The organism is Deinococcus sp. HSC-46F16 (genome assembly GCF_024171495.1).
In the GTDB taxonomy this organism is placed as follows: Bacteria; Deinococcota; Deinococci; order Deinococcales; family Deinococcaceae; genus Deinococcus.
In genome coordinates, this window is sequence record NZ_JALJZW010000001.1 from 985602 (window position 1) to 999726 (window position 14125).

At 70.5% G+C, this 14125-nt stretch carries 15 protein-coding genes; 2 read left to right on the forward strand and 13 right to left on the reverse strand.

Annotated features, from left to right (window positions below):
• Positions 1 to 49 precede the first annotated feature (49 nt).
• The gene (gene ablA, locus L1280_RS04945) at positions 50 to 1501 is read right to left on the reverse strand and encodes a lysine 2,3-aminomutase (RefSeq protein WP_253580976.1); all 1452 of its coding nucleotides are present in this window, start codon (positions 1499 to 1501) and stop codon (positions 50 to 52) included.
• Between the two features lie 158 nt (positions 1502 to 1659).
• On the opposite strand from ablA, the gene L1280_RS04950 reads away from it, so the two are divergent.
• On the forward strand, positions 1660 to 2121 hold the full coding sequence (locus tag L1280_RS04950; RefSeq protein ID WP_253580977.1) for an Lrp/AsnC family transcriptional regulator: 462 nt from the start codon (positions 1660 to 1662) through the stop codon (positions 2119 to 2121).
• 3 nt (positions 2122 to 2124) lie between these two features.
• Here L1280_RS04950 and L1280_RS04955 read toward each other — a convergent pair whose 3' ends face one another.
• The 4 genes from L1280_RS04955 to trpE are packed head-to-tail and all read right to left on the reverse strand — an operon-like array spanning position 2125 to position 6362.
• Complete coding sequence (locus L1280_RS04955) at positions 2125 to 3201, reverse strand: aldose epimerase family protein (protein WP_253580978.1); 1077 nt, start codon at positions 3199 to 3201, stop codon at positions 2125 to 2127.
• 37 nt (positions 3202 to 3238) lie between these two features.
• Positions 3239 to 4267, reverse strand: coding sequence for an anthranilate phosphoribosyltransferase (trpD, locus tag L1280_RS04960; RefSeq protein ID WP_253580979.1), 1029 nt, complete (start codon positions 4265 to 4267; stop codon positions 3239 to 3241).
• Complete coding sequence (locus tag L1280_RS04965; protein ID WP_253580980.1) at positions 4264 to 4887, reverse strand: aminodeoxychorismate/anthranilate synthase component II; 624 nt, start codon at positions 4885 to 4887, stop codon at positions 4264 to 4266. The genes trpD and L1280_RS04965 overlap by 4 nt, the downstream gene beginning before the upstream one ends.
• Before the next feature lie 53 nt (positions 4888 to 4940).
• A complete protein-coding gene (trpE, locus tag L1280_RS04970) occupies positions 4941 to 6362 on the reverse strand; it encodes an anthranilate synthase component I (RefSeq protein ID WP_253580981.1) in 1422 nt (473 codons plus the stop codon).
• A gap of 235 nt (positions 6363 to 6597) precedes the next feature.
• Between trpE and L1280_RS04975 the strand changes: the two genes are divergently transcribed.
• A complete protein-coding gene (locus tag L1280_RS04975; RefSeq protein WP_253580982.1) occupies positions 6598 to 7245 on the forward strand; it encodes a class I SAM-dependent methyltransferase in 648 nt (215 codons plus the stop codon).
• Here the strand turns inward: L1280_RS04975 and L1280_RS04980 are convergent.
• From L1280_RS04980 to ftsY, 8 genes are all read right to left on the reverse strand, one after another.
• The gene (locus L1280_RS04980; protein WP_253580983.1) at positions 7242 to 7883 is read right to left on the reverse strand and encodes a PepSY-associated TM helix domain-containing protein; all 642 of its coding nucleotides are present in this window, start codon (positions 7881 to 7883) and stop codon (positions 7242 to 7244) included. The genes L1280_RS04975 and L1280_RS04980 overlap by 4 nt on opposite strands.
• On the reverse strand, positions 7861 to 8439 hold the full coding sequence (locus tag L1280_RS04985; RefSeq protein WP_253580984.1) for a DUF2271 domain-containing protein: 579 nt from the start codon (positions 8437 to 8439) through the stop codon (positions 7861 to 7863). Before L1280_RS04985 ends, L1280_RS04980 begins: the two co-directional genes overlap by 23 nt.
• 248 nt (positions 8440 to 8687) lie before the next feature.
• The gene (locus tag L1280_RS04990) at positions 8688 to 9614 is read right to left on the reverse strand and encodes an FAD:protein FMN transferase (protein ID WP_253580985.1); all 927 of its coding nucleotides are present in this window, start codon (positions 9612 to 9614) and stop codon (positions 8688 to 8690) included.
• A gap of 2 nt (positions 9615 to 9616) precedes the next feature.
• Positions 9617 to 9874 (reverse strand): hypothetical protein, encoded by a 258-nt coding sequence (locus tag L1280_RS04995; protein ID WP_253580986.1) that lies wholly within the window; start codon positions 9872 to 9874, stop codon positions 9617 to 9619.
• Positions 9871 to 11748, reverse strand: coding sequence for a 1,4-alpha-glucan branching enzyme (locus tag L1280_RS05000; RefSeq protein ID WP_253580987.1), 1878 nt, complete (start codon positions 11746 to 11748; stop codon positions 9871 to 9873). Before L1280_RS05000 ends, L1280_RS04995 begins: the two co-directional genes overlap by 4 nt.
• Before the next feature lie 74 nt (positions 11749 to 11822).
• Positions 11823 to 12488 carry an imidazole glycerol phosphate synthase subunit HisH gene (gene hisH / locus L1280_RS05005; RefSeq protein WP_253580988.1) on the reverse strand — a complete coding sequence of 222 codons (666 nt, stop codon included), beginning with the start codon at positions 12486 to 12488 and terminating at the stop codon, positions 11823 to 11825.
• On the reverse strand, positions 12485 to 13078 hold the full coding sequence (gene hisB / locus L1280_RS05010) for an imidazoleglycerol-phosphate dehydratase HisB (protein WP_253580989.1): 594 nt from the start codon (positions 13076 to 13078) through the stop codon (positions 12485 to 12487). The genes hisH and hisB overlap by 4 nt, the downstream gene beginning before the upstream one ends.
• A 59-nt stretch (positions 13079 to 13137) precedes the next feature.
• Entirely contained in the window at positions 13138 to 14094 is a 957-nt protein-coding gene (ftsY, locus tag L1280_RS05015) for a signal recognition particle-docking protein FtsY (RefSeq protein ID WP_253580990.1), read from the reverse strand.
• Positions 14095 to 14125: the final 31 nt, after the last annotated feature.

The window sequence follows — 14125 nt, forward strand, 5'->3', positions numbered from 1 at the left end:
CAGCAAGGAGGCCGGAGTCAACCCGGCCTCTGGGGAGGGATGGGACCGCTTAGTCGCCGCTGACGGGTTGAGGCTCGCTCTCCAGCGGCTGAGGCGTCTGCACCATGCCGTCGGGGGCTGTGTCGGTCACCGCACCCGCACCCCCGACCCCGTAGGCCGCCCACTTGTCCTCGCGGCTGTTCAGGCGGTGCTGGGTCGTGCCGGGGCGGTTGCGGCTTTCACTGAACTCCTTGGGCTCGATGGAGATGCGCTCGCCTTCCATCAGGCCGTAGATGCCGCTCTGGCCGGGTTCCTTGCGCTGCCAGTCCTCGGGCACCGCCATGTCGGGGCCGGTGTAGTCGGTGGGCTCGGAGTACGCGGCGATATAGCCCTCGAAGTTGCGCAGGATCAGCTTCTCGGGGCTGTGCGAGAGCACGTAGTTGGGCGCGACCGGAATCTTGCCGCCGCCGCCGGGCGCGTCCACCACGTAGGTGGGCACCGAGTAGCCCGAGGTGTGCCCGCGCAGGCTCTCCATGATCTCCAGGCCCTTGGACACGGTGGTCCGCAGGTGCCCGGCCCCGTGCACGAGGTCGCACTGGTAGATGTAGTAGGGCCGCACGCGAATCTTGACGAGTTCGCGCAGCAGCTTCTGCATGATCACCGGGTGGTCGTTCACCCCGCGCAGCAGCACGCTCTGGTTGCCCAGGGGTACCCCCGCCCGCGTGAGGCGGTCGCAGGCATCGGCCACCTCCGGCGTGATCTCCTTGGGGTGGTTGACGTGGATGTTCATCCACAGCGGGTGGTTTTCCGCCAGCACGTCGCACAGTTCCTGCGTCACGCGCATGGGCATGAAGACGGGCACACGGGTGCCGATGCGGATGATCTCGATGTGCTCGATCTTCCGCAGCTCGGAGAGCAGGCGGCCCAGCACCTTCGGGGCGAGGGTGAGCGGATCGCCGCCCGAGAGCAGCACGTCACGCACCTGCGGCGTATTGCGCAGGTAGTTGAGCTGCGCCTCGTACTCGGCGGGGTTGAAGGTTTCGGAGGGGTCCCCCACGATGCGCGAGCGGGTGCAGTAGCGGCAGTAGGACGCGCACTGGGTCGTGACCAGCATCAGCACCCGGTCGGGGTAGCGGTGGACCAAGCCGGGCACGGGGCTGTGCTTGTCCTCCGCGAGGGAGTCTTCCATCATCGCCGTGAAGGGCTCCAGCTCGTGGTGGGTGGGAATCACCTGACGCCGCACCGGGCAGGTGGGGTCTTCGGGGTCCATCAGTGAGGCGAAGTACGGGGTGATGTCCAGCCGGAAGATGCCCTTGGCGCTCGCCCCCGCCCGCTCGGACTCGGTGAGGCGGATGACCTCTTCCAGTTCCTCGACGGAGTTGATGCGGTTCTTGAGCTGCCATTTCCAGTCATACCACTGCTCGTCGGGCACGTCCGCCCACTTGAGGGCACGGTGGTTGCGGGGCAGCATCTGCTGGGACCGGACGGTCGCCTGCGGGTGCAGGGTCATGGGGGTGGGCATGGGGCCTCCTGGGGGTGATGAAACGTGAGTGCGGTCCCCAAAATTCTGACGACCCCAAAGGCGGTTTGGAAGGCGCGTGGAACGGCTGATGCCTGCCCTGCCGCCCACACCAAACTGACAAACGCCATGTCTGACCTGTCAAACGTTAAGATGGCCTCATGAAGCAGCACGGCGGCCCGCTTGATCCCCTTGATCACCGCATCCTTGAAGAACTGCAGACCGACTCGCGCCTGAGCATGCGCGAACTCGGCCGCCGGGTGGGGCTCTCGGCCCCGGCAGTGACCGAGCGGGTACGGCGGCTGGAGGACGCGGGCGTGATTCTGGGCTACGGCATCCGGGTCGCCACGGGGCCACTGGGCCGGGCGATCACCGCCTTTATCGGCGTGCAAGACAGCGGGCGCAACGATCCCGCGCTGATCCGCTGGGCCAAGAAACACGACGGGGTGTTGGAATGTCACTCGGTCACGGGCGACAACTCCTGCATCCTGAAGGTCGCCGTGCCCGACGTGGCCGCGCTGGAAGGGCTGCTGGGCGAACTGATCGGGATGGGCTTTACCTGCGCGACCTCCATCGTGCTGAGCACGCCGCTGGAGGGCAAGGTGCTGCTGCCGCCCGCCTGAGCCTTATTCGGCGGAGAAGCTGTACACCGTGCGCGACGTGAAGCGTTCGCCGGGCCGCAGCACCGTGGAGGGAAAGTCCGGCTGGTTGGGCGAGTCGGGAAAGTGCTGGGTTTCCAGGCACACCGCCCAGCGGTGGCCATAGCGCTGCCCCCTCTTGCCGACGAGCGAGCCGTCCAGAAAGTTGCCGCTGTAGAACTGCATTCCGGGCTGATCGGTGTGGACGGTGAGCCGCCGCCCGCTAATCGGGTCGTACAGATTGGCCGCCGGACCCGCGCCCCCACGCAGCACGAAGTTGTGGTCGTAGCCCCCCGCGAAGCGCAGTTGCTCGTCGGCCGTGTCCACCCGTGCGCCGATGGGCCGGGCCTCGCGGAAGTCGAACGCCGTGCCCGCCACCGCCCGGCGCTCGCCCGTGGGAATCAGCGTCGCGTCTACCGGGGTGAAGTGGTCGGCGTCCAAAGTCAGTTCGTGGCCCAGGATGTCCCGCTGGGCTTCGCCCGACAGATTCCAGTAACTGTGGTTGGTGAGGTTGAGGACAGTGGGCGCGTCTGTCGTCGCCTCGTAGTCGATCTGGAGAGCACCCTCTGGCCGCAGGGTGTACGTCACCCGCACGGTGAGAGTGCCGGGATAGCCTTCCTCGCCGGCGGGGCTGACGCGGGTGAAGACGACGCGGGGACCCTCCGGCCCCACCGACGCCTCGGCGTGCCACAGCCGCTGGTCGAAGCCGCGCTCGCCGCCGTGCAGGGCGTTGGAGCCGTTGTTGCGGGCGAGCTGATACGTCCGCCCGTCCAGGCTGAAGCGGCCCCCGGCGATGCGGTTGCCATAGCGCCCGATCAAGGCCCCGAAAAAGGAGGCGGTGGCCCGGTCGAAATACGGTTCCGGCGTGTCGTACCCCAGCACGATGTCGCCCAGCCTCCCGTCGCGGTCGGGGGTGAGCAGGCGCACGAGCACCCCGCCGTAGTTGGTCAGGCTGGCCTCTATCCCACCCGGCAGACGCAACTCGTAAAGGGTGACTGCCTCGCCCTGGGGGGTGCGGCCCCACCCGCGCTCCCCCACGCTCCCGACTGGCTGATGCTGGTGCATGGCCCCAGGGTGCCACACGGCGGGGCCGTGCCCTCCCCTACCGCCGCGTGTGCGCCGCGTACCGCTGGAGTAGGTCCCAGGCCGCGCCGCTCGCCATGACCTCGCGGGCCTGAGCTACTCCTTCGCGGATGCTGGCGACTCGTCCGGCGGTCCTCAGCGCTGCGCCCGCGTTCAGCGCCACGATGTCGCGCTGGGCCGGGGTGCCGCCCCCCGTCAGCAGGGCGCGGGTGATCTCGGCGTTCTCGGCGGGAGTGCCGCCCACGATGGCCGCGCGGGGATGCTCAGTCACGCCCGTCTCGGCGGCAGACACCACCCGGTCGATCACCTCGCCCTCCCGCAACCCCGACACCGTGTTGGGGCCGCAGACCGTGAACTCGTCGAGGCCGTCGCCGTAGACGACAGTAGCCCCCTTCGCGCCCAGCAGCCGCAGCACCTCGGCCAGCGTACGCGTCAGTTCCGGGCGGTAGACCCCCACGACGAGGTGGGTGGCCCCGGCCGGGTTGGAGAGCGGCCCCAGGATGTTGAAGACAGTGCGGGCGGCGAGTTCAGCACGGACGGGCGCGGCGTGCCGCAGGGCCGGGTGGTAGTTGCGGGCAAACATGAAGCCGATGCCCAGGCGGTTGATGCCGTCCGCAACGACCTCCGGCGGGGCGTCGAGGTTGACCCCCAGCGATTCGAGCACGTCCGCACTCCCGGCGCGGCTGCTCGCGGCGCGGTTGCCGTGCTTGGCGACGGGTACTCCGGCGGCGGCCACCACGAAGGCGGTCGTCGTGCTGATGTTGAAGGTGTGGGCACCGTCGCCGCCCGTGCCCACCACGTCGAGGAGCACGTCGCGCGGCTCGACCTGCACATGGACGGCATTCTCCCGCATCGCTTGCGCGAAGCCCGCGATCTCCTCCGGCGTCTCGCCACGCACGCGCAGGGCGGCCAGGGCGGCGGCGAGGCGCACCCCACTGACGCTCCCCTCCATCACCTCGCGCATGAAGGCGGCGGCCTCGGTCTGCGAGAGCGCCTCGCCGTTCATCAGCCGCAGGTGCAGGGTGCGGGGGTCGGTGGCGGCAGTCATGCGCCCACCTCCGTCCCCGCCCGGTGCCCCCGCACCAGCGTCAGGAAGTTGGCGAGCAGGGCCATCCCGCCCTCGGTGGCGACGGATTCGGGGTGGAACTGCACCCCGTAGACCGGGTAGTCGCGGTGACGCAGGGCCATCAGCACTTCCTCTTCGGGGTCGGTCGTCCAGGCAACGGGCACGAGTTCGGCGGGCAGGTCACGGACCACCAGCGAATGGTAGCGGGTAACGGGCACCTCCTCCGGCAGCCCCGCGAAGAGGCCCGTGCCCTCATGCCGCACCGGGCTGGTCTTGCCGTGCACGGGCCGCCGCGCCCGCGTGACCCGCGCCCCGAACGCCTCCCCGATGCTCTGGTGCCCCAGGCAGACCCCCAGCGTGGGGAACTGCGGCCCCAGCTCGCGGATTACCGCCACGCTCTGCCCCGCCTCACGCGGAGTGCAGGGACCGGGCGACACGACGATGGCGTCGGGGTCGAGGGTGCGCACGTCCTCCAGCGTGAAGGCGTCGTTGCGCCAGACGGTGACCTCGCACCCCAGCTCCCCGAGGAACTGGACGAGGTTGTAGGTGAAGGAGTCGTAGTTGTCGATGAGCAGGACAGACAGAGGGGGATTGGATGTCATGTTGAAGTCTCCTGGGAGGGGGCGGGTAGGGGTCAGGGGAGGCGACTCCAGCCTCATAGCCCCCCCGCCGCCAGCTCCACCGCCCGCATCAGCGCCGCCGCCTTGCCCCGCGTCTCGGCCTCCTCGCTCGCGGGGTCGCTGTCGGCCACCACCCCGGCCCCAGCCTGGATGTGCACCCGGCCCCCCGCGATCACCATCGTCCGCAGGGTGAGGGCCATGTCGAGGCTGCCATCGAGGGCGATATAGCCGAAGGCGCCGCCATACGGTCCCCGCCGCACGGGTTCGAGTTCGTCGATAATCTCCATCGCGCGAATCTTGGGAGCGCCCGACACGGTGCCCATCGGCAGCACGGAGGCCAGGGCGTGCAGCGGCGTCTGCCCCGACGCCAGTTCGCCCGTCACGGTGGAGACGATGTGCATGACGTGGCTGTAGCGCTCGACCGTAAAGGCGTCCTGCACCCGCACGGTCCCGTAACGGCTGACCCGCCCGAGGTCGTTGCGCCCAAGGTCCACCAGCATCAGGTGCTCGGCCCGCTCCTTCTCGTCCCCGAGGAGTTCAGCGGCGAGAAGCTCGTCCTGCTCCGGCGTGACCCCGCGCCGCCGTGTTCCGGCGATGGGCCGGGTGACGAGCGCGTGGCCGTCCGAACGCAGCAGGCTCTCCGGGCTGGAGGCGACGAGCGTTACGTCCCCCAGCGCGAGGTAACCGAGGTAGGGGCTGGGATTGACCCGCCGCAGGGCACGGTAGAGGGCGAAGGGATGCAGCTCGCCCAGCTCCGCGCTGAACCGCTGCGAGGGCACGACCTGAAAGATGTCCCCGGCGCGGATGTACTCCAGCGCCCGCTCCACGGCGGCCATGAAGCCTTCCGGGGTGAAGTTGCTGGTGAAGGAGGGCGCGGGGGCCGGGTCCCGGCCGGGCACGTCGGGGAGGGGACCGCGCAGCCGGGCAGCGAGGTCGGCCACCACGGCGTCGGCCTCCTCCTGCGCCTCGGCCGTCGCCACCACCGTCAGGCGGTGACGCAGGTGGTCGAAGATCACCATGCCGCGCGGCGCCACGAAGAGGGCGTCGGGCACGTTCAGCTCGTCGGGGTTGCTGTCCGGCAGGCGCTCGTAGGCCCGCACCACGTCGTAGGCCGCGTAGCCCACTGCACCGCCGATAAAGGCGGGCAAACCCTCTGGCAGCGGTGCGGGCCGGGTCGCCGCCGCGTACAGCCGGGCGAGGGGGTCGGCCTCGGGGCCGCCGAAGTCGCCAAACACGCCCGAACTCGTCACCCGCCCGTCCCGGTACGTGAAGCGCCCGACCTCCCCCACCCCGATAAACGAGTAGCGGCCCAGCCGCTCGCCCGCCTCCACGCTCTCCAGCAGGAAGCTGACCGCCTCCCCCCGCGCGGCCTTGAGGTAGGCCGTGACGGGCGTGTCGAGGTCGGCATTGAGTTCCTGCACGGCGACGGCGAGGGGTTTTGAGTGCGTCTGAGTCATGGGGCTCCTGGAACACAAGAAGAGCGCCCGGTGGGAAGTCCACCTGGGCGCGTCGGGGGTTACGGAGATACGGCGCGTCAGACCCAGGTGAAACTGGGCCACCACCACGCACCGAAGGGGGTCATGCGGGGAAGATAGCGTCCGGCCCGGCTCCCCACCTGTACAGGCGTTTAGACAACTTCTGCCCTGTGCCCCCGCTTGCCGTCTGCCCGGCGGCGGGGTGAGAGGCTGGGCCATGCCCGACCGCCCCCAACCCGAGCTGCCGCCCGAAGCCTTTCGCCGGGTGGACGAGATGCCCGACGAGCGCTTCTACGCCCAGCCCCGATTTGTCACCCATATCGACGACGCGGCGATTGCCGCCGTCACCCAGCTTTACCGCGAATACTTCCCGCCCGGCGGTCACATCCTCGACCTGATGAGTTCATGGGTGAGCCACCTCCCGCCCGAGGTCAAGTACGCGGGCGTGACCGGGCTGGGCCTCAACCGGGCCGAGCTGGAGCGCAACCCCCGGCTGACGCGGCGGGTGGTGCAGAACCTCAACACCGATCCCCAGCTCCCCTTCGAGACGGCGAGCTTCGACGGCTGCGGGATTTGCGTTTCGATCGACTACCTCACCGACCCCGTCACCGTGCTGCGCGAGGTCGGGCGGGTGCTGAAGCCGGGGGCATCCATCGTCATCACCTTTTCCAACCGCTGCTTTCCGACCAAGGCCGTCGCCATCTGGCACGCCCTGGACGACGCGGGGCACGTCGCGCTGGTGCGGGAACTGCTGCGGATGGCGGGCAACTTCGGGGAGATCGTGGGTCTGGACCGCAGCCCCCGGCCGGGGCGCTCGGACCCGCTGTACGCGGTGGTGGGGCGGGCCGCACACGCGGGGGGTTAGCCCATCGCCCGCCACATCAGCAGCCCGGTGAGCAGGGTGCCGCCCAGCATCACCGCGAGGGCCTTGCCGCGCGTCTTTTTGAGGTAGAGCAGGATCACCAGCCCGGTCACGGCCACCAGCGCCAGCAGGACGCCGCTCAGGTCGATCAGCCACGCCCACGCCCGTCCGGAGTCGCGGCCCCGGTGCAGGTCGTTGAGCACGGCGACCGCCCCCTGCGCGTCCACCGTCAGCGTGTACCGGCCGGTCGCCGTGTCGATAAAGGCGTCGGCCCCGTAGCCGGGGGCCTTGAAGCTAAGGCTGGCCTCCCCGCCGTCCACCCGCGTGTCGCCCGCCCGGCCGCGCAGGCCGTGGCGTGCCCGCAGTTCCTCCGCGACGGTGAGCCAATTCACCTCTCCGGCCTGAATCCAGCCCGCCGGGAGGGTGCCCGTGACCTCGCGGCGCGTCTCGGCGTTCCCGAAGGCCCAGTCGGGGTGGTTGAGGGTGACCCCGGTGACTGCGAAAAACAGCACCGCGAGCAGGCTGATCATGGAGGTGTAGGTGTGCAGGGTGCGTGCCCAGACACCCACGCGGGCCTTGGCCGAGCGCGGACGCGGGGCGGGGCGGGCGGGGGCGGCCTCAGGCCTTGGCGTAAGAGACACGCGCCGCCCCGATGTCGCCGTCGGTGCCCAGGTCTTTCCGGAACGCACTCGCGCCCAGGGTGACCTTCCCCCGCACCAGGCTGTAGGGGCCGTGCTCGCGGGCAGACTCGATGCACACGTAGTAGTCGCCGCGCGGGGCCGCCGCGCCCCGGTCGGTCTTGCCGTCCCAGGCGACCGCGTAGGTGCCGGGGTTGCGGGTGGCGCTGCTCACGGTGTCCAGCAGGTCCGCGTTGCCCCGGTACCAGCGCCGCAGGTCGGGAATCCAGCGCGGCCCGCGCCCGGTCGTCTGCGCCCACAGGGTCAGCGTCCGCACGGGCTTGCCCGCGGAGTCCTCGATCCACACGGCCACGTAGGGCCGCTTGACCCGCCCGCCCTCCTCCGTCGCCACGCTGAAGGTGATGTCGAGGGCCATGCCCTTGACCCAGGCCGGCGCCGCAGCCGCTGCCCCTGCCGGAAAGAAGCGGCCCAGGGTCAACACTGCGCCCGCAGCGGCGAGCTTGCCCAGAAACGAGCGGCGGGTGTCGGCGGGAGTGGGGTCAGGGGGCAGGGTGGACATGGCAAACCTCCGGGAATGTGGCGGGAATGAAGGATTCCGGGAGCTTGGGCCGACCCGGTTAACCCACGGTTAGAGGAAGGGTCTGCAGGAGGCTCCACGGATTCCGGCCCAGCAGTGACACCACCTGTTCACCCCGGGCGGACTGGCAAAGCTGCGAAGCAGAGCGAGCAGGAACGCAGCGGTGACCGGGCAAGGAGTTCTCCTGTCGGCACCCTCCCGGTTCGGGAACGGACTGGGCGCACACCGCATCACCCCTTCCCCCACCGCCCGCTCGCGTGCCGCTTTCCCTCCCGCGTCACCACCAGGGCGGCGGCGCCCGGCGTGGCGTCCGCGAGGGCAAGGCCCCTGCCCACGTCCAGCACGCTCAGGGCGGTGGCGAGGGCGTCGGCGGTCAGGCAACTGGGGGCGGTGACGGTCACGCCGGGCACCGCCGATACGGGCTGGCCGCTGCGGGGGTCGAGCAGGTGTGAGTACCACGCCGGGCCGATGCGGTAGCCCCGGTGCGCCCCCCCACTGGTGGCGAGCGCCCCGTCCCGCACCCGCACCCAGGCCAGCGGCGGCGCGTCGTCGCGGGGGGTGAAGGGGTCGGCCACCGCCACCCGGAGTCCCCGCCCCCCCAGGGTCCGCAGGTCACCGCCCACGTTGACGAGCGCCGCCCGCACGCCCGGAGCACGGAAGGCCGCCTCCGCCGCCCGGTCCACGACAAAGCCCTTGGCGAGCGCATTCAGCCCAACGGGCAGGGTGCCGTGCCGGGTCGCCGTGCCGTCCGGGTGCAGGGTCCAGAGGGGCGAGCGCAGGGCGGCGGCCACATCTGCCAGGGCCTGCGGGTCGGGCCGCTGGTCCCGCGCCGCCGCCTCCGCCCACAGCGCCCCCAGGGCGTCCGCGCCGGGATGAAAGGCCCCGCCCGACCGCTCCCGCCAGAGGTCGGCCTGCACCAGCACGTGCCGCAGCTCCGGGCTGAGGGGGAGGGGGTGCTCCTCGGTCGCCGCCCAGCGCGAGAACTCGCTTGCCGGGTCGAAGCGGTTGAGCACCCCCGCGAGCCGGTCCACCTCGTCCAGCGCGGCGCGTTCGGCGGCCTCGGCCTGGGGGCGGGTGCCCGCGACGATCTGGAGTTCGAGTTCGGTGCCCAGCATCCGTTCGTAGACGCTGCGCAGGCGGTAGGGCCGCCGGAACATCCCTACCCCCGGTTGGCCGCCACCCACAGCAGCAGGCCGATCAGCAGGAGGTCGAAGGCCCACGCCGCCGGGCGCTTAAGTTCGGGCCGCCGCTGCGCCCGCAGAATCTGAACCACCAGCCGGGCGAGCAACAGCCCCACCACCAGGTAGGGACTCGGCAGCGGCCCGCCGAAGAGCGGCACCAGCAGCAGCACCGCCACTCCTGCGAGCAGCAGCAGGCTCACGGCGGTCAGCGGGTCGGGGCGCTGGGGGCCAGTCACACCGGCTCCAGCACCAGCACACTCAGGGGAGGCAGGTTCAGCCGTAGGTGGTGCGTCTGCCCGTGCCAGCCCTCCCCATGCGCCGTGAGGTCCGGCTGCTGGGTGCCGAAGCCGCCGAACTCGCCGTCGTCGGTGGAGAGCACCACCCGGTACTCGCCGCCCTGGGGCACACCCACCGCATACCCTTCGCGGTAGACAGGGGTGAGGTTGGCGACCACGAGGCTCCAGGCTCCCCCCTGCGGGTCGCGGCGGACAAAGGCGTACACGCTGGCCTCCGTATCGTCGGCACTGACCCACAGCATCCCCTCGTCGAGCATGTCCCCGGCGTGCAGGTCGGACCGCTCGCGGTAGAGGCCATTGAGCCGCCGCACCAGCTCCAACACGCCCCGGTGATCCGGGTGCTCGGCGAGGTGCCAGGGCAGGCTCATATCATGGTTCCACTCGGTGGGCTGCGCGAACTCCTGCCCCATGAACAGCAGCTTCTTGCCGGGCGTGGTCCACATCAGCGCCAGGAAGGCCCGGTAGCCCGCCCGCTGCGCGTACCAGTCGCCGGGCATCTTCATGACGAGCGATTTCTTGAGGTGCACCACCTCGTCGTGGCTGATCGCCAGGATGAACTTCTCGGAGGTGCGGTACGCGTTGAAGAAGGTCAGCTTGTGGTGGTGGTGCTTGCGCCACAGCGGGTCCTGCTCGAAGTAGAAGAGGCTGTCGTTCATCCAGCCCATCGCCCACTTGTAGTCGAAGCCCAGGCCGAAGGGCGCGGGGGCCGTCACGCCGGGAAAGGAGGTGCTCTCCTCCGCGACCATCACGGCGCCCGGGGCCATGTGGTGCACGACCTCGTTCAGCCGCTTGAGAAAGGCGACCGCCTCCAGATTCTCGCGCCCGCCGTGGATGTTGGGCACCCACTCGGTGCGCGAGAAGTCGAGGTACAGCATGGAGGCCACCGCGTCCACCCGCAGGCCGTCGACGTGGAAGTCCTGGAGCCATTTGAGCGCCGAGCCGATCAGGAACATCACGACCTCGTTGCGGCCGTAGTCGAAGATGTAGGTGTTCCAGTCGTGGTGAAAGCCCTTGCGGGGGTCGGCGTACTCGTACAGCGCCGCCCCATCGAAGTGGGCGAGGCCCGACTCGTCGGTGGGGAAATGGCCGGGCACCCAGTCCAGCAGGACGCCGACGCCGCGTTCATGCAGATGGTTGACGAGGTAGGCGAAGTCGTCGGGGGTGCCCAGGCGGCTGGTCGGGGCGTAGTAGCCGGTGACCTGATAGCCCCACGACCCGTCGAAGGGATGCTCCATGACGCCCAGCAGCTCGACGTGGGTGTACCCCAGCCACGTCACGTAGTCGGCCAGCCGGTGCGCCAGCTCGCGGTAGTTCAGGAAGCTGCCGTCGTCCCGCCGCGCCCACGAGCCGACGTGGGCCTCGTAGATGCTGACCGGACGGTCGTAGTCCACGCCCCGCGCCGCCATCCAGTCGCCGTCGGTCCACTCGAAGGCGGGCTGCCAGATCACGCTGGCCGTATTCGGCCGCAACTCCATGTGCTGCCCGTAGGGGTCGGACTTGTCCACCGTGCGCCCGTCCGCCCCCGTGATCCGGAACTTGTACCGCTGCCCCGCCGAGGCCCCCGGCACAAACACGCCCCAGAAGCCGAAGTCGAGGCGCCCCATGGGGTGGTCGAAGCCGTTCCAGCCATTGAAGTCGCCCACCACGCTGACGTGCCCGGCATTCGGCGCCCAGACCGCGAAACGCACCCCGTCCACGCCGCCCTCCCGCACCGGGTGCGCCCCCAGCAGGTGGTCGGGCCGCACGAGGTCGGCGGTGACCAGCTTTTGCAGGTGCTCGTGGTCGAGGGGAAGGGGCAGGCGGGGAGCACTCATGGGGGCGAGTGTAGCGGGGGGAAGCGGTCAGCAGCCAGCTTCCAGTCGCCAGCCACAAAGGCTTAAGCCGATGCTCAGGACAGGCTGGCCGCTGGCGGCTGGTCGCTGGAAGCCCCTTCCAGCACGTACCGCCGGAACCGTTCCAAAATCGCCAGCCCCACCGCCCCGCTCTTCTCCGGGTGGAACTGGGTGGCGTGCAGATTGCCCGCGCTGAAGGCCGACCAGAAGGGCACCCCGTACTCGGTGAGGGCGCCTGCGTCCACCTCCACGTCGAGGGGCACGTAGTACGAGTGGACGAAGTAGGCGTAGGCGGGGCAGGCGAGGTCACGCAAGAGCGGCGAGTCGCCCACCTTGTCGAGGCTGTTCCAGCCCATCTGCGGCACCTTCTGACTGGGTGCGGCCTCGAAGCGGCGCACGGTGCCGGGCACGAGGTCGAGGCCCGGCAGGCCGGGGGCCTCCTCCGACCCCGAGAGCAGCATCTGCATCCCCACGCAGATGCCCAGCAGCGGCACGCCGCCCCGCGCCGCGTCGGTCACGGGGCCGTGGAAGCCGTGGCGGTCGAAGGCCTCCATGACCTGCCGGAAGTGGCCCTGGCCGGGAACCACCAGCGCGGGCGCGTGCGGCACGTCAGCGGGGTTGTCGGAGATCTGGACCTGCATCCCGGCGCGTTCCAGGGCGCGGGCGGCCGAGCGGACATTGCCCGCGCCGTAGTCGAGGAGAAGGACTTCGGGGGTGCTCACAGGACTCCTTTCGTGGAGGCGAGGTCGTCGGAGGTCACCCGCACCGCGTCCCGCAGCGCCCGCGCCAGCGCCTTCATGACCGCCTCGATGACGTGGTGGGCCTCGCGGCCCGCGAGCAGGCGCACATGCAGGGTCACCCCGCCGTGATTACAAAAGCCGCGCAGGAACTCGCGCAGGTGGTAATGGGTCATCCCGCCCGCCGTGCCCCACACGTCCAGCGTCTCCGGCTCGAAGGCGAGGTGCGCCCGCCCGGAGAGGTCCACCACCACGTGAGCCAGCGTCTCGTCCATGGGCACGAAGGCCGACCCGTAGCGTTCGATGCCCCGGCGGTCCCCCAGCGCCTGCGTGAGCGCCTGCCCCAGCGTGATCCCGGTGTCCTCGATCAGGTGGTGCGGCTCGACGTGCAGGTCACCCGTGCCGCGCACGCTCAGGCCCAGGCGCGAGTGCCGGGCCAGCGCGTCGAGCATGTGGTCGAAGAAGGGGTGCCCGGTCGCGGGGGCGTCGTAGGCAGGCGAGTCGAGATCAAGCCGGACCGTGAGGTCGGTTTCCCCCGTCGTGCGGGTCACGGCAGCGGTGCGGTCGGCGGGCATAGGCGGCCATGCTACGGCGCGGGGCCGGGGCCGACTGGGGGGCGGGATAGGGGAGCGGGTCAGTCTCTCGGCACGTCCACGTCGAACAGTGCCCGCACGAACTCCTGCGGGTCGAAGGGCTGGAGGTCGTGCGCCCCCTCCCCCACCCCGATGAACTTGATGGGCACGCCGAGTTCCCGGACGATGGGGACCAGGATGCCGCCCTTGGCCGTGCCGTCGAGCTTGGTCACGATCACCCCGGTGAGAGGTGTGGCCTCGTGGAACTTCTTGGCCTGCGCGAGCCCGTTTTGCCCGGTCACGGCGTCCAGCACCAGCCACACGTCGGCGGGTTCACCGGGGTCGGCCTTGTCCACGACGCGGCGGACCTTTTTCAGCTCCTCCATCAGGTTGTGCTTGGTGTGCAGGCGCCCGGCGGTGTCCACGAACAAGAGGTCGGTGCCCCGCGCGGCGCGGGCGGCGGCGGCGTCGTAAGCGACGGCGGCGGGGTCCCCGCCCTCCGGCCCCTGCACGACCGGGATGCCCAACCGCTCGCCCCACACGCCGAGCTGCGCTCCCGCCGCCGCGCGGAAGGTGTCCCCGGCGGCGAACATCACGCTGCGGCCCCGGCCGAGGTAGTACTCGCCCAACTTGGCGATGGTGGTGGTCTTGCCCACCCCATTGACGCCCACCACCATGACCACGTGCCCACGCGGGTCCACGACGGTGCGGCGGGCGTCGGGCGTGAAGCCGAGCTGCCGGAACTGCGCCCGGCGCAGGTCGGGTTCGAGTTGCAGGGTGAGCGCCTCCATCAGCGCGTCTTGCAGGTTGGCCTTATTGCTCGCGCGGATGTCCGAGAGGATTTCCTCGGTGGCCGCGCGGCCCACGTCGGCGGCGATCAGGGCGTATTCGAGGTCCTCGACCGTGTCGAGGCGGGTGGTCAGGGTCTCGCGGAGGTCGGTGCCGAGGTTCCCGGCGGTGTCATTGATCTGCTGCCGGGTCTTGCTCAGGCCCTGGCGCAGACGGTCTAGCCAACTCATGGGGGCACGATAGCGCGGGGTGGGCTGCGCA